Genomic DNA, 19,116 nt, shown 5'->3' with positions numbered 1-19,116 from the left:
TGGAGAAAACTAATCTATAAAAGTCAAAGTGTTAGGCGCAAAGAACTAATAACTGATAAAAAATGTAAAAATGATGTAATATATGGAACTAATACTACAGTTTCTTTACAACCATCTATAAAGCTACACATCTTCATTTCAAATATGTTAAATTAGAGAAGCGTGAAATGATAGAAGATTTTATATATAGTTTGGAAGGGGCTTTATCATGTTTTTGAAAAGTAAGAATGAGGAACAAAAGGTATCAAAACTAAATGTTCTTTCAAACGGAAAGTCAAATATGGTGAAAAAAGCAGCCGTATCAGTTTTACTTATCTCAAGTATTTCGTTTAATATGGCTTTTGCAAAAGAAAGTGAAAGCAATACACTAAAAGAAATATACCATATATATACGGATGGTCAATATGTAGGGACTATTTCGGATCAAACCAAAATACAATCAATGCTTGATAGAAAAGTCGAAGAATCTAGCTCCCAGTTTAAAAATATGACTTTAACCGCTGGATCTAATTTGTCGGTAGTACCAGAACAAGTATTTACTCCCAATACAAACGATGAGACTACTCTTCAAAAGCTGGATGGCTTAATACAAGTAGAAACAAAAGCATTTGCATTATCGGTCAATGATGAGATGGCAGTCTACGTCAAAGATTTAGATGCTTATGATGAAGCTCTGAGAAAACTAAAATTACATTTTGTTTCTGAAGAGGAATTGAGCACACTGGAAGCTAGAAATAATACTAGTGAATCTTTACCCGAACTAAAGGAAAATGAAACTCGTATTGCTAATTTAATTTTAAAAGAAAAAGTATCAGGAGTTACAGTAGAAACCGATCCTAGTCAAATTGTTTCATCAGATGATGCTGTGAAGCTACTATTAGAAGGTACATTAGAAAAAGAGTTATATACAGTAGCAGAAGGAGATGTTTTAGGGACTATTGCTAATAAGCATAATCTAACATCTGCTGAACTAATGGCACTTAATCCTGGTGTAACGGATACTACCGTATTACAAATAGGCCAAGAGTTAAATATAACAGTCCTAAAACCACTTATTAATATAGAAGTACAGTATGAGAAAAAAGCAAAAGAATCTATCATACATACGAAAACAGTAAAAGAAACAGAAGATATGTATAAAGGCGATACGAAGGTAATACAAGAAGGTTCAGATGGTCAAAAAATGGCAACTTACTTAATTCGCAAAGAGAATGGAGTACAAGTTGGTCTATCTGCAATAGAAGAAACAATACTTGTAGAACCAAAAGACCATATTGTATTAAAAGGAACGAAAGTAATCCCTTCACGCGGCTCGGGAGTATTTGCATGGCCAGCTGAAGACGGATATATTTCTAGTAAAATGGGATATCGTTGGGGACGTCAACATGAAGGTATTGATATTGCACGACCAAGTGGCTTTACGATAAAAGCAGCAGATAATGGTATAGTAGTTGCAGCTGGTTGGGATGGAACATACGGCAACCGTGTAATCATCGATCATCAAAATGGATATAAAACAACGTATGCACATCTTTCTTCGATTACAGCAGAAATAGGGCAAGTAGTTCCAACAGGCACTAAAATTGGTGTAATGGGAAGTACTGGGCGCTCAACAGGAACCCATCTACATTTTGAAGTGGAGAAAAATGGAGTAACTATTAATCCTTTAACTGTATTAAACTAATAATATATATATAAGACAGTCGCTATATGGACTGTCTTTTTTATATAAGATTTCCTGGGAAATAATTCGACAAAATGGGTCGAATTATAGGATCACTACTTCTTTAGAGATGCAGGAAGACTGAAACAATGTTAAAGTTAATATTATTATTGTGAAAAATAATTCAATTGAGTTAAATATAGAATACTAGAACTAGGGGGATTAGAATATGAGTAAAAAAATATTAGTAGTAGATGACGAGAAGCCAATTGCAGATATACTTCAGTTTAACTTAAAAAAGGAAGGATACCAGGTAGTTTGTGCTTATAATGGTGATGAAGCATTAAAGAAGGTGGAAGACGAACAACCTGATTTAATGTTATTGGATATTATGCTTCCTAACAAAGATGGAATGGAAGTTTGTAGAGAAATTCGAAAAAAATACGATTTCCCAATAATTATGCTAACAGCAAAAGATTCAGAGATAGATAAAGTACTTGGTTTAGAGCTTGGTGCAGATGATTATGTTACAAAACCATTTAGTACAAGAGAATTAATCGCTCGAGTAAAAGCAAATATGCGTAGACATCAAACTATCCAAGAAGATGCAGAAGTAACGACAAATGACATTGTTATTGGTCCATTAACTATACAACCAGATGCTTATCTTGTGTTAAAAAGAGAAGAAACAATTGAGCTTACACATCGAGAATTTGAGTTATTGCATTACTTGGCAAAACATATAGGACAGGTAATGACTCGTGAACATTTACTACAAACAGTATGGGGTTATGACTATTTTGGAGATGTGCGTACAGTGGATGTAACAATTCGGCGTTTACGAGAAAAAATTGAAGACAATCCAAGTCATCCAACTTGGATAGTAACTAGAAGAGGCGTTGGCTACTATTTAAGAAGTCCTGAACAGGAGTAGAAGGAATGCAAAAAGTTGGATACTTTAAATCAATTCACGTAAAGATTGTGCTGATTTATGTATTACTTATCGTTATTGCGATGCAAATTATTGGATTGTATTTTGTTCGTGAGCTAGAGCAAAAATTAAAGGATAATTTTCAAACATCTATTCGTGACCGCGTTAGCATATTGGAATATAGCGCGCGAGAAGAACTAATAAAAATTCGGAATGAAGAAGACCAAACAAAAGAACAAAGCTTACGTTCTATTTTGTATGGTCTTAATTCGTATGACATTAAAGAAGTGCGTGTAATCGATGCACGATATCAAATTTTAGCAACCTCTGATACAAACAATCAGAAGATAGTTGGTCAACGATCCATGGATGATTTGGTTCGAAAATCCATTAGTGCTGCAGATGATTTTGACAGTATATCGCTTGATGAAGAAACAAATAGAATATGGAAATTAGCTACTCCTATTATTTATAAGGGAGAAGTAATTGGAACATTATATATAGAATCTAATATTGAAAATATCTTTGGCCAGATGAATGAAATTAATCAAATACTTGCAGGAGGTACAGCAGTTGCGCTAGTTATTACCGTCATACTAGGTATTCTAATTGCACAGACGATTACCCGTCCTATAGCAGATATGAGAAAACAAGCACAAGCGATGGCTAAAGGTAATTTTTCTAGAAAAGTTCGAGTATATGGCAGTGATGAAATTGGGCAGCTAGCAATTACGTTTAATCATCTGACGAATAGATTGCAAGAAGCGCAATCGACTACGGAAGCAGAACGTAGAAAACTAGCCTCTGTTTTGACCAATATGACAGATGGCGTAATAGCTACAGATCGTAAAGGTAGAGTTATCCTGATAAATGATCCAGCACTTAGAATGTTGCGTATTCCTAGAGAAATGGTATTAAATCGTCCGATTATATCTGTACTAGGAATAGATCCTGAACATTCGTTTGAGGACTTAATCCATTTAAAAGAAGCGATTAATTTGGATTTAAGCTCTAATGAAAGACCGTTTATTTTACGTGCGAATTTTTCAGTTATACAAAAAGAAACTGGCTTTGTTAATGGTTTAATAGCAGTATTACATGATAATACAGAGCAGGAAAAAGTGGATATGGAAAGAAGAGAGTTTGTAGCGAATGTTTCTCATGAATTACGTACTCCTCTTACGACAATGAGTAGTTATTTGGAGGCTTTAGCTGATGGTGCCTGGAAAGATGAAGAAATTGCTCCCTCTTTTTTACAGGTAACTCAAACAGAAACACATAGAATGATTCGACTTGTAAATGACCTACTCCAATTATCTAAAATGGATAGCAGAGATTATGATTTGAATCGAGAGATTGTTAATTTCAATCAATTCTTCAACCGAATTATTGATAGGTTTGAACTCTCCAAATCGGAGAATGTTACCTTTGTTCGTAGACTCTCTGATAATGCCTATTATGTGGATATCGATACAGATAAATTAACACAGGTAATGGATAATATAATTTCAAATGCGATTAAATATTCACCGGATGGTGGGAATATACGATTTGGGGTAGTAGCGGCAGACTCCATTTTAAAAGTAATGATTTCGGATGATGGTATGGGAATTCCTTCTGAAAATGTTGATCGAATCTTTGATCGCTTTTATAGAGTAGATAGAGCAAGAGCGAGATCTATGGGAGGTACGGGCCTAGGCTTAGCAATTGCCCGGGAAATGATTGAAGCCCATGGCGGTAGAATATGGGCAGAAAGCGAAGAAGGACATGGGACAACTATTTTTTTCACTTTGGATATTTTAACGGATGAGGAAGGTGAGTGGGATTGAAATATATTGAGCAAGTAAAATCAGTTGTTTTACTCTTACTTATTCTCCTCAGCTTTACATTAACTTTTTCTATATGGACTTACACCCCAGTCATTCAAACAAATGAGGCAGCTATTGTAGATATATCTATTGCAGAAAAAAAGAGTTTAGAAGAGATTATTAAACCTTATCGTATGATTATAAGTCAAGAAAATGTGCTAAAGGGTTCTTTTGCGAACCGACCAATAGATTTTGTGATAAATAAAATGAAAACCTGGGAAATTCAAACGGTTGAGTTGGCTAGTAATAAAGTATCCACGGATCAAATAAATGATTTTATCAAAGCCCCCAATCGTGCTAGTTTCTTTTTTACAGCAGATGTCCCTATTGAAATACTTGGCAATATTTTAAACTTTGCGGATCGAAATTTTCCAGAAGTATATGTTAATCGGTTAATAGTAGACTGGAACAATGAAAGCCCAGATAGTCTGACTCTGTATTTTGTAAGCACATCACAGCAGAAGATATATTCAGCAACTGCAGAAAATGCCGATAAATTAGCGTTTGCCGAGCGTATTTTAGAGCAGGCAGATACAATGCAAGTGTATAATGAAATAGTTAAAGACAATAAATTATCATTGTACGTTTCATCGGTACCGGAAAATATTTTAAGTTATAATTATTCGATTAAAGAGGTTGAAACAGATAAATTCAAAGATGCACTTTTCAACAATCCTAGTCTAGTGAGAAGTAACCCTGTTAGCATGAGTGAACAACAATTCACGGATGATAGTGCATTAATGAATATGAATTTTACTTATAAAAGTTTAAACTATGTGCATCCCGCTTCGGAAAATGAAAATCCAGGGAATCCGGTAGATCTCATTCAAAATAGCTTGAATTTTGTCAATGAGCATAACGGCTGGACAGATGATTATCGTTATTCTCGAATGAACACTGCAAATCGTCAAATTAATTATCAGTTGTATTTTGCGGGTTTACCGGTATTTAGTAAGGATACATTAACAGAAATATCGCAGTATTGGGGAATCGATCGAGTGTATCGGTACTATCGCCCTTTCTATACGCTTGATGTTGCTATTCCCTTAGGAACAAGGGAAGTAGCTATGACTTCAGGACAGGCAATCTATGATTTTCTTTCTACTACAACAGATGTTAATACGAGTTCTATTGACGATATTGTAATAGGATATTATTTATCACGAGTCGACGACCAATCCTTATTCAACCTGGAGCCTTCTTGGTATTATTTGGAGAGTGGAAGCTGGGTACGAGTATCTCCAGATTTATTAGGAGGTGCCAAGTTTGGATTGGAATAAAACAAAGACTATATTCATTATTGTATTTTCTATCTTAAATGTATTTTTACTTTCATTATATTTGAACCGGTATAATGAGTCCCAACAAATAGGTGAACGTAACGAGACACCTATCGAGGAAAAACTTTATCTAGACAATATAAAAAACTTGGAAACTGATAACGAAATTAAAGAGGCTTTTTATGTTTCAGGTAACGTCCATAGTTTTAGTCCAGAAGAAATAGAAGAATTGGACAATCAAACTTTCGAAATACCTTCCAGCTATAAATTAGTCAGTACCTTTAAAGAACCTATAAAAATAACAGATGAAAATACTTTAGAAAAAATAGTAAATGAGCAAGTGATGCGAGGCTCTGCTTATGGTCTGTGGGAAATAGATGAAGAAAATAAAACAGCTATATTATTCCAACAAGTAAATAAGCGACTCGTTTACTATAATACGAATGCAAAGCTAGTAGTTCACTGGAATGATGACAATGAGCTTATTGGTTATGAACAGACTATTCTGGACGACTTAGAGGATTATAATGTGGCGCAAAAATTATTGACCCACGTACAGGCAATTACTAGACTGTATGATAATTCGCTGTTAAAACCAGATTCTAAGATTAAACAAATTGACTTAGGATACTCGACTTTAGCGCAACTAACAGAGACACAAGTTTTTGCACCAACATGGCATATACTTGTTGAACTACTAGATGGAACAATCGAAGAATACTTTGTAAATGCAGTAGAAGGCAGAGTTATTGAAATACCAAAAGAGACGGAACAAACAGTAGTAGAATAAGGAGTTTTAATAATGAAGTTCAGTGTATTAGCAAGTGGTAGTAGTGGCAACGCTGTTTATGTGGAAAATGATGAACATTCCTTTTTAGTCGATGTAGGCTTAAGTGGAAAAAAGATGGATCAATTATTTCAGGAAATTGATCGTGATATTAAGAAATTATCAGGAATTTTCATCACACATGAGCATAGTGATCATATTAAAGGATTAGGTGTAATAGCTAGAAAATATGGGGTTCCCATTTTTGCAAATGAAAAAACCTGGTCAGCAATGGATCCACTTATCGGAAATGTTCCATTAGACCAGCGATTTCAATTTGATATGGAAACCGTAAAAAAATTTGGCACACTGGATATCCAATCTTTTGCAGTGTCTCACGATGCAGCTGACCCGATGTTTTACATTTTTCATGAAAACGGTAAAAAGCTTGTTTTAATAACGGATACTGGATATGTGAGCGATCGTATGAAAGGGCTTATTAAAGGAGCGGATTCCTTTGTCTTTGAGAGCAATCACGATGTTAGTATGCTGCAGATGGGACGTTATCCTTGGTCTGTTAAACGAAGAATATTAAGTGACGTTGGACATGTCTCCAATGAGGATGCTGCAGTTGCTATGAGTGAAGTAATTGACGTAAAAAATACGAATATCTATTTATCCCATTTAAGTAAAGATAATAATATGAAAGATCTAGCTCGTATGAGTGTTACGCAAACACTTCAATCTTGTGGTGTGATTGCAGGTGAGTATGTGCATCTACATGACACGGACGCTAATAAACCAACAGAGCTAGTTCTTGTCTAAATAATAAAAATGTAAATGCCTATGTGAGTCCTAAAAGGCAAATACTTTCTTTAAATAGAAGTTCCAATTACTATGAATGTAGTATTTGGAACTTTTATTTATTTTTTAAGTAATTTTCATCTTATTTTAATGTGGAATGGGTACATTGTTAATACAGACATTTTAGAAAAAGAGAGGAAGAGAAAGATGGATATAAATAACCCATATGGACCACAATTACCAAACGAACAACCACCGATAGAACCCAAAAAAAGAAATGGAAAAAGACGAGGCATTGCCGGCTATTTCTTTAGTGGACTTGCAGGTGTATTAGTTGGTGCATTACTTGTTTGGTTTTTAATACCTTCCGTTGTGACCAACCTACCGTCGGGCGGTGAAACGAAATCGAATGAGACAACCAAACAAACCCAACAGCTTTCAGTAGATGTTACTACAGATGTAACCGATGCTGTAGAAAAAGCTTCGAGTGCTGTTGTTGGGATAACCAATATTCAATCAGTCACAAATTTTTGGAATCAATCAGAAGCTACAGAGGGTGTTGGCACGGGGTCTGGAGTTATATATAAAAAAGAAGACGGTAAAGCTTATGTTATTACAAATTATCATGTTATTGAAAATGCAAAATCAGTAGAAGTAACGTTAGCAGATGGATCAAAAGTAGAAGCAAATATTGTAGGGGAAGATATTTGGACGGATTTAGCAGTTCTTGCAATTGACGATACTGGTATAGAAACAGTGATAGAATTTGGTGACTCAGATGCATTAAAACAAGGAGAAACGGTCATAGCTATTGGTAATCCTTTAGGACTGGACTTTTATGGATCGGTTACAACAGGAGTAGTATCTGGTAAAGACCGTGCAGTTCCAGTTGATTTAAACGGAGATGGTATAGAGGATTGGCAGTCAGAGGTTTTACAAACAGATGCGGCGATTAACCCTGGTAACAGTGGTGGTGCCTTGATCAACTTAGCGGGACAGCTAATCGGTATTAACTCAATGAAGATTTCGGAATCTACCGTAGAAGGAATGGGCCTTGCCATTCCAGTCAATTCAGCTATTCCAATCATTGAGGATTTAGAGCAAAATGGTAAAGTAAATCGTCCATCCATGGGAATCACTCTTATTGATTTGACGAATGTACCTGCTTTTCACCAAAAAGAAACATTAAAATTACCAAAGGAAGTTACAACAGGTGTAGTAGTTGATGAGGTAGTGGAAGGAACTCCAGCTGCAATAGCGGGGATGAAATCATATGATGTCATTGTAGAAATGGACGGAGAAAAAGTAGAAAACACTATTGAGTTACGTAAACACTTATATAACGAAAAAGAAACTGGGGATGAACTAAAAGTGAAAGTCTACAGACAAGGAGAAATAGTTGAATTAACACTGCTTTTAAAGCAATCTTCAGAATTATAAACATGTGGATAACTTAATAATGTAAATATAAGATTTACACAGCGAGTAGGAAAAGAAAAGCTTGTCTTTCCTACTCGCTTTTCATTTGATAAAATAGGTTGTGGATAACAATGATTAATTTGTGCATAACTATTTAAAGTATTCCGACAATAAAAGGAGAGATAAAAGTGAGAATATTCAGTTGCGAAACCCATATAAACCACGCTTTAGACATGTTTATAGCAGAACAAAAAACATTTCCTATGCTAGAGGAATTAAAAGAAGAAGAAAAGTTATCCACAGTTTGTACCTACTGTGAGTCGTCTGCATTATATATTGTGGCTAATGAAAACTGAAACACAAGATGTAGATAAGTGTTGTGGATATGTGCATAAGTGATGTGCATAACTTGTTTGTAAACGAAATGTAAAGGTGGATAACCTGTGAATATACAAATTGTATCGGTCGGAAAATTAAAAGAAAAATATTTAAAAATGGGGATAGAAGAATACACAAAGCGACTAGGTGCCTATGCGAAGATCGATTTAGTAGAAGTACCAGATGAAAAAGCTCCGGAAAATTTAAGTGATGCGGACATGGAAATCGTCAAGAAAAAGGAAGGCGACCGAATCCTAGGGAAAATCGGAGTGGACACATACGTTATTGCCCTTGCAATTGAAGGAAAGATGAAGACATCGGAGCAGCTAGCAGGCGATATCGAATCTCTTATGACATATGGCAGAAGTAAAATTGCATTTATTATCGGAGGATCTCTTGGATTGCATGAGGATGTGATGAAACGTTCAGATGAAAAATTATCCTTTAGTAAAATGACCTTGCCGCATCAGTTAATGAAGCTAGTGTTGGTGGAGCAGATTTACCGAGCATTTAGGATTATGAAAAATGAACCGTACCATAAGTAAGTGCGGTCTATCGCCCAATCCTTCCAAAAGAAGAGAAACTGATTTGCATTTCCAATCATAAATTAAACTGGATCGAAAAATATATAAGAGGAGGTCGTTCATTTGAAAGCACTTGTATTTAATACATTCGGAGGACCGGAAGTACTAGAATATCTTGAAATTGCAGATCCGGTAATCGGACCTGATGAAATATTAGTAAGGATGAAAGCAATTGGATTGAACTTTGCAGATATTTATAGAAGAAAAGGGAACTATCATCTTACTGGAATTGCCCCATTTATTTTAGGTTATGAAGGAGCCGGAGTCGTTGAAGAGACGGGAGTTAATGTCCAAGGAATAAGTGTTGGCGACCATGTTGCATTTGCTGATGTTCCACATTCTAACGCCGAACAAGTAGCTGTCCCGATGGAAAAGGCAATTCTTCTTCCAGAGACTATTTCATTTGAAGATGCGGCTTCCGTTTTGCTACAAGGCTTGACTGCTCACTATTTAACAAAAGATAGTTATGCGGTTAAGGAGAATGATGTAATTCTAGTTCATGCAGCGGCAGGGGGCGTTGGACAGTTGCTAGTACAAATTGCAAAACTCCTTGGTGCAAGGGTCATTGGTTTAACTTCCTCAGATGAGAAGGTATCTGCAGCTAAAAAAGCTGGGGCAGATCATGTTTTCTTATACTCGGATGATTGGAAGCGAAAAGTTTTAGAGGTAACCAATGCAAAAGGTGTGGATGTAGTCTATGATTCAGTAGGTTCCACGCTCGAAGATAGTTTTACAGCAACTCGCATTGGTGGAACGGTCGTTTTTTATGGGATGGCAGGAGGAGACCCATCTCCGGTTGACCCAAGAATGTTGATGGATACGTCAAAAACTTTGACTGGTGGGGATCTTTGGAATGTCCTTACTTCCCCAGAAGAACGAGTAGCCCGTTCATCCGAGTTATTCCGCTGGATAGAAGAGGGGAAAGTGACGGTATCTGATCCTACGGTATTTGCACTGCGAGATGGCCAAAAAGCGCATCGTTTTCTAGAAAGCCGCAAAAGCATGGGGAAAATTTTATTAAGACCATAAAATGATAAACTATGTTAGAGATCGAGGAGACGTTTTCATTTTTTGGATCTAGAGTTTATCACTTTGTTTTACTTTCGTTTAAAAAGATAGGAAAAGTAACAGGTTGCCCCCGTACAAGCCTTTTCCCTTATTCACCGACTGATAATTCCGCAATGACTCTATTGCATTGAGATGACAGTAAATCAGGTCTATCGAGAGCAAGGGTTGAGTCAAGCAAAGCAAAAAAACAGGTCCGGCAATAACATGAAGATATGATGGTAATAGCTTATTGCCCATATAGGAAATCTCATTTAAAAAAAGCTAGGAAACTTGTTGAAGCTGCTGTCTGTATTTTGCAGGCGGTAGCTTTTTCTAGTTCCATTTTTAAAGTGACCGAGAAACGATTCTTGCGTTTTTTCTTATTATAAACAAAAATACCCTACAGATTAGACTTTTTTAAGTGTCTATTCTAAAGGGTACATTTTACTTGGCAGAAACGCCAAGCTTTTTTATTTGGGGGTCATAGATACCATTAGGTTTATTAAATAGACTCTTTACTTGAATATATTTCATACTCTTTTTTTATAAGTTTTATCATCATGAATTCCCAAGTTGTTGGGCCTTTTGCAAATTAATGAGTTGTTTTCCCCTCAATAGCCTCTGCTATTTTTTCACACTTTTTTATTGCCCAATTGTAGTGGTCAACCGTATTGGCAGCAAAATAACTGTACAGATTACTTGTCTTCGTCCATTTATAATACTTTTTTGTGAAAATCTCTTCATCATTATGTATTTCCATCAATCGCATAATACGATTATGGCTAAGCTTTAATTTCTTTATCGCATGCACTAACTTAACATCTTGATATTGCTGCCAGATTTGCATGTTTAATTGATAGAGATAACGCCATTTAAATCCCGGAGCAGGCATTTCAGGAATATCCCCATCCATTCCTTCTCGATACCATCTTTCAAGCATCGCATGCCATTCATATAAATGCATTAATACATCACGAAAATTCTTATCTCGTTCTATTGTTTCAATTGATAGATTTCTTTTCTTAGGAGGAAGACTATCAATTAAAATTAGTAATTCATCAAAGGATTTTTGCGTATTTGTTAATAGTATTTGTTGTTTTGTATATTCCATAATAGTAACTCCATTCTGTGGTGTACTTATATTAAGGGCATAGTTTATTTAATAGTACATTAAAATTGATCTTTAGAATATTCTAAAAATCAATGTGGTGCTTATTCTATTTCAGATTTTTAAAATCGCAGTTAAACTAGCTGGAGTGAAACGTATGATAAGTAAATGAGGTTTTTTGTTAAGAAGGTATTTGAATATAATGCGTTGAATATAGTATAAATATATATTTCTCTTTAGCAATGTCTGTATCGGAGGAGGCGTAGTATGAAACAACTATATATAAAGCAAAAGCTATTTAGCCTAAGTGGAAAATTTACGGTAAAGGACCAGCAGGAGAAGGATGTCTATTATGTGGAGGGTAGTTTTATGCAAATCCCAAAGACTTTCTCCATTATGGATGAGACAAGAGATGAAGTAGCCCTTATTACGAAAAAGGTGTTCAGCTTTTTACCGAAGTTCTTTGTTGAGGTAAATGGTCAAGAGGTGTTAACGATTAAAAAAGAATTTTCTTTCTTTAAAGCTCGCTATACAATAGATGCTGCAGACATTGAGGTAAATGGGAACTGGTGGGATATGGATTTTCAGGTCTTACAGCATGGTGTAGTCATCGGTAAAGTGAACAAGGAGTGGTTCACTTGGGGAGATAGCTACAAGGTTCAAATATTGAATGAGGAGATGGAGGCCATCATTATTGCGTTCGTTGTTGCAATTGATTGTGTGAAGGCTGACCAAGCAGCTGCTTCCTCAGCAGCGACAATTTAGCAGAAAAAATAACATTAAAAAAGCAGGAAAATCCCGAATAGATTTCCTACTTTTTTATTGAGTCGATTATTATAAAACCATCCAAAAACTCTAACCCTTAATATGCTTCTTAGTTCTGAAAAGATTATTACCAAGTTCATTTAACATAATCGCTATTAATATTATAGCCGTACCTAACCACTGAAGCGGTGTTACTGCTTCTGCTAAAATAATGCTAGCCGATAGAATGGCGATAGGTAATTCTATGGATGTTAATATATTTGCAACTCCCCCCGAAACCAAAGGCGCGCCAGCTGCGAAAAATAAGGGTGGAAGGACTGCTCCGAATAACGAAACTCCAACTGCAGTTGTCAGCAGGTTTTTCTCCAATGGAAGTACTGACGAGATGTCAGGCATGAAGAGGACAAGCACTAAAATGGTTGATCCAGTTACCATCAATGAGCTCCGAGTCCATGCATCCACATTAACAGCGACCTTGCCACTGAAAAAGATAAATCCAGCATAAGTGAATGCAGATAGAATTCCAAAAATAAAACCTTTAAACGGCAGGCCTTGTATGTCTCCGTTTACAAAGTTCGAAGCAAAAAAGACTCCTATTAATATTAAAATGATAGAAACTATTGTTATTGGGGCAGGTTTTATTTTGCTGAAAATCCATTCTAAGATAATTCCTATCCAAACGAATTGGAACATTAGTATAATGGCCAATGAAGCCGGTAAATATTGCATCGAACCATAATAAAAGATACTTGTTAAACCGATAAAACAACCGGTAATCATAATTTGAAGAACATTTTTCCTATTAAGCCCTTTGAAGCTGGAGCGTTTAATTAGGGTAAAAGACCATAATAATATGAAGGAAATAATCATTTGAACGATATTGATTTGACCTAGTGAGTAGCCATAGCTAAACCCAAGTTTAGCAAATATCGGTGTAAAGCCAAAAAATGAAGCACCTAATAATATAAATATAACACCTTTATTTAATTTCATAAAAAGACCTCCTTGGTGCTAAGACAACCGTATTATCATATCATAAAGAAGCATAAGATTGGCTGCATCTAACCAAAAAGATATATTTATTGTGGACGTTGAAAACCAGTAGCAGAATCTATCTCTGCTACTGGTTTTTTTAAAAAAAATTATTCTATTTTAGTAGCATTATAACTATCAAAGAATTGGATAACACCATGACCCTGTGCAATGACATAGCTGAAGTCTGTTACAAAAACGTTCTTAAATATACTATAAGTCTCATAACATAGGATAGGAAAATGTTGTCAAAGCCTCTAGGTAATTTTTGATTTTTTTTCTAAGGGAGGTATTTTATGGGGGTATGTCGAATGGTAGATAGAGTATAAGAATGTCTAATTTTATTAAAGGGTTATATGAAACTTAAATAATCTGAATATTCATAAGAAACAAATTAAAATTAGTACTAAAATAGATAATGTTGAATTAATTATCACATGTTTTTGCTGAAGGAGTGGAATTACATGAGAAGCATATTAAAAACGCTATTGATTATAGAAAAAACGGATAGGAAAAACATTTTTGCCTGTCTAATTGTAGCGCTATGTATTATTGGAGTGGTTGTTTATGCAAATGCAACAGAGTTAGGTAATCCAATTAAAGAAAAATCAGGTGAGTCACTAGCAGTCAAGGTAGCTTTAAATAAATTTCAAATTGTCGATGCCAGTGAAGACGGAGATGGCAGTGATTTATATAAAAATATCGTCAAACAATATTACACTTATCCAAAACAGGGAATGTCGCTGAAAATGGAGCGTCCAAAGTTGTATTTAGAAACAGCAATAGAACTAACAGAATTACGAAAACATGCATTTGAAATGGATGATTATGAGGTTGTAGCAGAAAATCTGCCATCAAAAATTGAAAATGGAATGGATTCTGCATATTATAATTATCTAAATGATAATAGTTTAGAGATATCGTTTGGCTCACTTAGTTTCTATCCATTTTTAGCATTTTTATTTAGTGTAGTAGGATCATTTTGGTTTGTTCTAATCTGTATCTACTCGTCTAACATTATGATCGATGATTTCCGACATACTTCTCTTATTAAAGGCTATCCTATCGCTTTTAGTCAATATGTATTAGCGAAATGTATGACTTCAATGGGTATTGTTTTTATTTTCATATTAGAGCTCATTGTATGTAGTTTGCCACTAATCTATTTTAAAGGATTAGGACAGGCTTCTTATCCTGTAGCCGTTTTTAATGGAGAAGTAACGATTTATCCGATTTACAAATACATAGCAGTTTCGATCGTTTATATGATTTGTTTGGCGGTTTTTGCAATTTTATTATCGGTAATTTTAAATGTACTTTTAAAAAATGTTTATTTAACTATATTTGTGCAGATTATCCTTGTGGTAATTCCTATTTTGTTCCCAGCACTAATTAAATTTATACCTTTTAATCCATTTAACTATGTTAACTTTCCCAGTGTCTTAAATGGAGACTCCCTGAATTTAGCTACTCCGGTTGCGCTAAATTGTAATGCAGGATTGCTCTATTTGTGTATTAGTATTGTACTACTAATGGCCATTATTAAATGGTTTTTATCTACAGGTAAGCTTCAGAAACTATAGGGGGTGGATGACATGTGGGCTTATTTTAAATGGGAGTTTAAACAATTTTTTACGAACAAAAAAAACTTAGCGGTATATGTGATATTACTTTTTTTAGCATTGTATTTCGCGTTAAAAGTTGCTCCATTCTATGACCCTATTGAAAAAGTAGATGTAGCAGAAATGGAAGCACGTTATAAAACGAGAGAAGATTTTATCAAAAGCGTAGAAGGTAGAACAAATGTACATCCTGCAGTGGGGTATGCACTTGCTATATTCCCAAGGTGGAATGAATTTGATAAAGCAAGAATTGAGGCAATTGGTAATAAGGACTATTTAAAATATGTGGAAGCAACAGCAGAATGGTATAAGTACTCTGATGCAATAATCGTAAATAGTGGTGAAATATTCTATAACCCACTCTATTACACCTATGGCAATGACTATGGTCATGCTGATGGGCATTATGGTTATGGCTATACAGGTAGTAGATTTACTGGATATGTGGAAGAGAATCCGGAGCTTTCATTGGAGTTATTTGAAGAAAGAACAGCTCTACAAACGTTGCAACGTTTATTAAATGACTATCTACCAATTGTATTATTTATAAGTTTTATTTTTTTATCTGTAGATATTGTATTGAAAGATCGTCGTAATCCAAGTTTATTGAAAGGATTTCCAATTGCTGATTGGAAAAAGCTATGTATGAAAGGACTAGTTGCTTTTATAGGAAGTATTTTGTCATTCGTTCCGCTATGTGTAGGTTTTATAATTATCGGATTACAAAATGGCTTTGGTGACCTTTCACTCCCGGTGCCTATTTATTCTCATATAGAAAAAAACTTTGCGAATATGACGATGGGTACATTCTTGTTGAAAAATGCTTTGTTCATTAGTGTTTGGATTCTATTCTTTATAGCTATCATTTTGTTCCTAAGTCTAATTGTGAAGGCTGAATTCATTAATTTATTTGTTAGCTTTATCGTGATAGCGGCTGAGTGGTTTTATTCTGATCGAGGGATGGGAGCTTATACAGATATCCAAAACTATCCAACCTCCTATGTACAAGTAGGACAAGTTATTACCGGTTATAAAAATTTTATATATGAATCACTGCACATAACCTATCAAAATGGGTTAATAATTGTAGGAAGTTGCACGCTTATCGTGATGATATTGACATTAATTGTGAGTCAGTCTAAAAGATTTAAATTAATAGCGTAAAGAAAGGGTGTTAGATATGTTGGAATTGAAACATATTGGCGTTCAATTTGGAGATAAACATGTATTAAAGGATATATCGATTACATTCCAACCGGGAGAGATTATCGGTTTTGTAGCCCCAAATGGAACAGGGAAATCTACGCTGATGAATGTAATCATGAACTATTTATCACCGAATAAGGGCAAGGTAATTTTAAATAGTAAATTAAAATATTCCAATAAGGCAAACGAAGTGAAGATTCACCAAGCAGTATCGATGATGCCTGACCAGAGTGATTTATATAATCATATATCTGGTAAGAATCATCTGAAAATCTATCAGGCGATGTGGAATAGTGATCCGAAACTAATAGACGATACAATTGCAAAACTTGGTATGGAATCCTATGTGAAGAAAAAAACGGGTACGTATTCATTAGGAATGCGCCAGCGTTTATGCTTTGCTATGCAAATTGCTTCTGACACACAGATAATGCTGATGGATGAAGTGATGAACGGATTGGATCCTACGCATGTAGAGCTAATATCGCAAATACTTTTACAAAAGAGAGCGGAAGGTAAAACAATTATTATTGCTTCTCATTTATTGGAAAATCTAGAGCAATATGCGGACCGTATATTCTTTGTGAAAAACGGTGACTTAAAGCTAGTAGATGAATTGGCACCTGATATTACTAACAAAAAGGTAACAATAATTCGCGTGTCAAACTTTTCACAGGAGCTCTTTGAAGTATTTAAGAAAAATTTTCCAGGACTGCATGTGCAGACATTACCAAGTGGCAAGACGCTTATTGATGTAAGTGATCAGGACACAGCAATATTAGGCGACATCACTCAGTTTATGATTACGCAAGGGCTTACTGACTTTACCTTTGGTAAGGTGACATTAAATGATTTATATTCGATGGAGTACCAGCAAAAGTAATGGTGGATGGAGTATATTTCATTTAACGCGATAGCTACTAAAATAATAGCGATGCCTATCGACTTAAGTGGTGTTACTGCTTCTAACAAAATAATGCTAGCGGATAGAATTGCTATAGGTAGCTCAATGGATGTTATTAAATTTGCTACTCATCCTAGAGTAAAAGACCATAATAAACAGAAGGAAATTTTCATTTGAACGATATTAATTTGGCCAAGTGAGTAGTCGGAGCTAAACCGAAGTTCAGCAAATATCGGTGGAAAGCCAAAAAATGATGCACCTAATAAAATAAATAAAACACCTTTATTTTATTTAATTTCATAAAAAGAACTCCTTCGTGCTAAGACAAACATATTATCAAATAATAAATAGGCATAGACTTGGCGCACGTATCCCCAAATTCTAATAATCCTGTATACAAATATTGACGAATGAAAAGCATGCGAAGTTTATATAAGTTCCGCATGCTTTTTTTTTCTAAAGAAGGAATATTAAGGGTGTTTATAGAATGAGTAGAAGCGTAAAGAACTCCATACACAGCTTAAAAGAAATATGTACTCAAAATAGACTGAATATTCAATGTAAATAATGGAAAACGACTCTCGTCATGTTTTTGTTGGAGGAGTGGAATTGTATGAGAAGTGTGTTAAAAACATTATATATAATAGAAAAAACGGATAAGAAAAACATTTTTGCCTGTCTAATTGTAGCCCTCTGTGTGATTGGGATGGTTGTCTTTGCTAATACGCAGGAATTAGGAAATCCGATTAAAGAAAAATCAGGTGAATCACTAGCAGTAAAGGTAGCTTTAAATAAATTTCAAATTGTAGACGCCAGTGAATTTGGTGAGGGTAGTGATATATATATAAATATCGTCAAACAGTATTACACTTATCCAAAACAGGGGATGGCGCTGAAAATGGAGCGTCCAAAATTATATATAGAAACAGCAATAGAACTAACAAAATTACGAAAACAAGCATTTGATATGGATGGTTATGAGCTTGTAGCAGAAAATCTGCCATCCAAAATAGAAAATGAAATGGATTCTGCATACTATAATTATTTAGATGAAAATAATTTAGAGTTATCGTTTGGCTCACTTAGTTTCTATCCATTTTTAGCGTTTTTAATTAGTGTAGTAGGATCAGTTTGGTTTGTTTTAATTAGTATTTATGCATCCAATATTATGATAGAAGATTTCCGACATACCTCTCTTATTAAAGGCTATCCTATCGCTTTTACCAAGTATGTATTGGCGAAATGTATGACTTCGATGGGGATTGTTTTTATTTTCATTATAGAGCTTATCGTATGTAGTTTGCCGCTAATCTATTTTAAAGGATTGGGACAGGCCTCTTATCCTGTAGCTGTTTTCAACGGGCAAGTAATGATTTATCCCATTTACAAATACATAGCAGTATCCATTGTTTATATGGTTGTTTTGGCGATTTTTGCAATCTTATTGTCCGTAATTTTAAATTTGTTATTAAAAAATGTTTATTTAACTATATTTATTCAGATTACTCTTGTCGTAATTCCTATTTTGTTCCCAGGACTAATCGAGCTTTTACCGTTTAATCCATTTAACTATGTTAACTTTCCAAGTGTCCTAAATGGAGATTCTCTGAATTTAGCTACTCCCGTCGCACTAAATAGTAATGCTGGGTTGGTCTGTTTGTGTATTAGCATAGCATTGCTAATGGCTATTATTAAATGGTTTTTATCGACAGGTAAGCTTCAGAAAATATAGGGGGTGA

18 protein-coding genes are annotated in these 19,116 nt (G+C 34.8%); 16 read left to right on the top strand and 2 right to left on the bottom strand.

All coding sequences use genetic code 11. The features are described from left to right. The first annotated feature begins 208 nt into the window (after nt 1-208). From ACN6MX_RS19745 to ACN6MX_RS19700, 10 genes are all read left to right on the top strand, one after another. Nucleotides 209-1,684, top strand: coding sequence for a peptidoglycan DD-metalloendopeptidase family protein (locus tag ACN6MX_RS19745; RefSeq protein WP_419960469.1), 1,476 nt, complete (start codon nt 209-211; stop codon nt 1,682-1,684). Between the two features lie 208 nt (nt 1,685-1,892). Then, the gene (gene yycF, locus ACN6MX_RS19740; RefSeq protein ID WP_419960468.1) at nt 1,893-2,597 is read left to right on the top strand and encodes a response regulator YycF; all 705 of its coding nucleotides are present in this window, start codon (nt 1,893-1,895) and stop codon (nt 2,595-2,597) included. 5 nt (nt 2,598-2,602) lie between these two features. After that, the gene (gene walK / locus ACN6MX_RS19735; RefSeq protein ID WP_419960467.1) at nt 2,603-4,423 is read left to right on the top strand and encodes a cell wall metabolism sensor histidine kinase WalK; all 1,821 of its coding nucleotides are present in this window, start codon (nt 2,603-2,605) and stop codon (nt 4,421-4,423) included. Continuing rightward, complete coding sequence (locus ACN6MX_RS19730; RefSeq protein WP_419960466.1) at nt 4,414-5,742, top strand: YycH family regulatory protein; 1,329 nt, start codon at nt 4,414-4,416, stop codon at nt 5,740-5,742. The genes walK and ACN6MX_RS19730 overlap by 10 nt, the downstream gene beginning before the upstream one ends. Further along, nucleotides 5,729-6,532 (top strand): two-component system regulatory protein YycI, encoded by an 804-nt coding sequence (locus tag ACN6MX_RS19725; RefSeq protein ID WP_419960465.1) that lies wholly within the window; start codon nt 5,729-5,731, stop codon nt 6,530-6,532. Before ACN6MX_RS19730 ends, ACN6MX_RS19725 begins: the two co-directional genes overlap by 14 nt. 12 nt (nt 6,533-6,544) lie before the next feature. Continuing rightward, on the top strand, nt 6,545-7,333 hold the full coding sequence (locus ACN6MX_RS19720) for an MBL fold metallo-hydrolase (protein WP_419960464.1): 789 nt from the start codon (nt 6,545-6,547) through the stop codon (nt 7,331-7,333). A 186-nt stretch (nt 7,334-7,519) separates the two neighbouring features. Next, complete coding sequence (locus tag ACN6MX_RS19715; RefSeq protein WP_419960463.1) at nt 7,520-8,752, top strand: S1C family serine protease; 1,233 nt, start codon at nt 7,520-7,522, stop codon at nt 8,750-8,752. A gap of 167 nt (nt 8,753-8,919) precedes the next feature. After that, nucleotides 8,920-9,087, top strand: coding sequence for a CxxH/CxxC protein (locus ACN6MX_RS19710; protein WP_419960462.1), 168 nt, complete (start codon nt 8,920-8,922; stop codon nt 9,085-9,087). 87 nt (nt 9,088-9,174) lie between these two features. Then, nucleotides 9,175-9,654, top strand: a complete 480-nt coding sequence (gene rlmH, locus ACN6MX_RS19705; protein ID WP_419960461.1) for a 23S rRNA (pseudouridine(1915)-N(3))-methyltransferase RlmH — start codon at nt 9,175-9,177, stop codon at nt 9,652-9,654. 102 nt (nt 9,655-9,756) lie between these two features. Continuing rightward, nucleotides 9,757-10,722 (top strand): quinone oxidoreductase family protein, encoded by a 966-nt coding sequence (locus ACN6MX_RS19700; RefSeq protein ID WP_419960460.1) that lies wholly within the window; start codon nt 9,757-9,759, stop codon nt 10,720-10,722. Nucleotides 10,723-11,332: 610 nt separating this feature from the next. On the opposite strand, the gene ACN6MX_RS19695 is transcribed toward ACN6MX_RS19700, so the two are convergent. Then, nucleotides 11,333-11,851, bottom strand: a complete 519-nt coding sequence (locus tag ACN6MX_RS19695; protein WP_419960459.1) for a ClbS/DfsB family four-helix bundle protein — start codon at nt 11,849-11,851, stop codon at nt 11,333-11,335. A 264-nt stretch (nt 11,852-12,115) separates the two neighbouring features. On the opposite strand from ACN6MX_RS19695, the gene ACN6MX_RS19690 reads away from it, so the two are divergent. Beyond that, the gene (locus ACN6MX_RS19690) at nt 12,116-12,613 is read left to right on the top strand and encodes an LURP-one-related/scramblase family protein (RefSeq protein ID WP_419960458.1); all 498 of its coding nucleotides are present in this window, start codon (nt 12,116-12,118) and stop codon (nt 12,611-12,613) included. A gap of 90 nt (nt 12,614-12,703) precedes the next feature. On the opposite strand, the gene ACN6MX_RS19685 is transcribed toward ACN6MX_RS19690, so the two are convergent. After that, complete coding sequence (locus tag ACN6MX_RS19685; protein WP_419960457.1) at nt 12,704-13,606, bottom strand: EamA family transporter; 903 nt, start codon at nt 13,604-13,606, stop codon at nt 12,704-12,706. A 503-nt stretch (nt 13,607-14,109) separates the two neighbouring features. On the opposite strand from ACN6MX_RS19685, the gene ACN6MX_RS19680 reads away from it, so the two are divergent. The 5 genes from ACN6MX_RS19680 (at nt 14,110) to ACN6MX_RS19660 (ending at nt 19,109) form a co-directional block, all read left to right on the top strand. Beyond that, nucleotides 14,110-15,228 (top strand): ABC transporter, encoded by a 1,119-nt coding sequence (locus tag ACN6MX_RS19680; RefSeq protein WP_419960456.1) that lies wholly within the window; start codon nt 14,110-14,112, stop codon nt 15,226-15,228. A 12-nt stretch (nt 15,229-15,240) separates the two neighbouring features. Beyond that, nucleotides 15,241-16,431 carry an ABC transporter permease gene (locus ACN6MX_RS19675; RefSeq protein ID WP_419960455.1) on the top strand — a complete coding sequence of 397 codons (1,191 nt, stop codon included), beginning with the start codon at nt 15,241-15,243 and terminating at the stop codon, nt 16,429-16,431. Between the two features lie 16 nt (nt 16,432-16,447). Further along, a complete protein-coding gene (locus tag ACN6MX_RS19670) occupies nt 16,448-17,356 on the top strand; it encodes an ABC transporter ATP-binding protein (protein WP_419960454.1) in 909 nt (302 codons plus the stop codon). Nucleotides 17,357-17,362: 6 nt separating this feature from the next. After that, nucleotides 17,363-17,554, top strand: a complete 192-nt coding sequence (locus ACN6MX_RS19665; RefSeq protein WP_419960453.1) for a hypothetical protein — start codon at nt 17,363-17,365, stop codon at nt 17,552-17,554. A gap of 436 nt (nt 17,555-17,990) precedes the next feature. Next, nucleotides 17,991-19,109, top strand: a complete 1,119-nt coding sequence (locus ACN6MX_RS19660; protein ID WP_419960452.1) for an ABC transporter — start codon at nt 17,991-17,993, stop codon at nt 19,107-19,109. Nucleotides 19,110-19,116 lie beyond the last annotated feature (7 nt).

This window comes from Psychrobacillus sp. BM2, from assembly GCF_048572895.1.
Lineage (GTDB): Bacteria > Bacillota > Bacilli > Bacillales_A > Planococcaceae > Psychrobacillus.
Note: the sequence above shows the minus strand (reverse complement) of the source record. Positions and strands in the feature narration are given on the sequence as shown.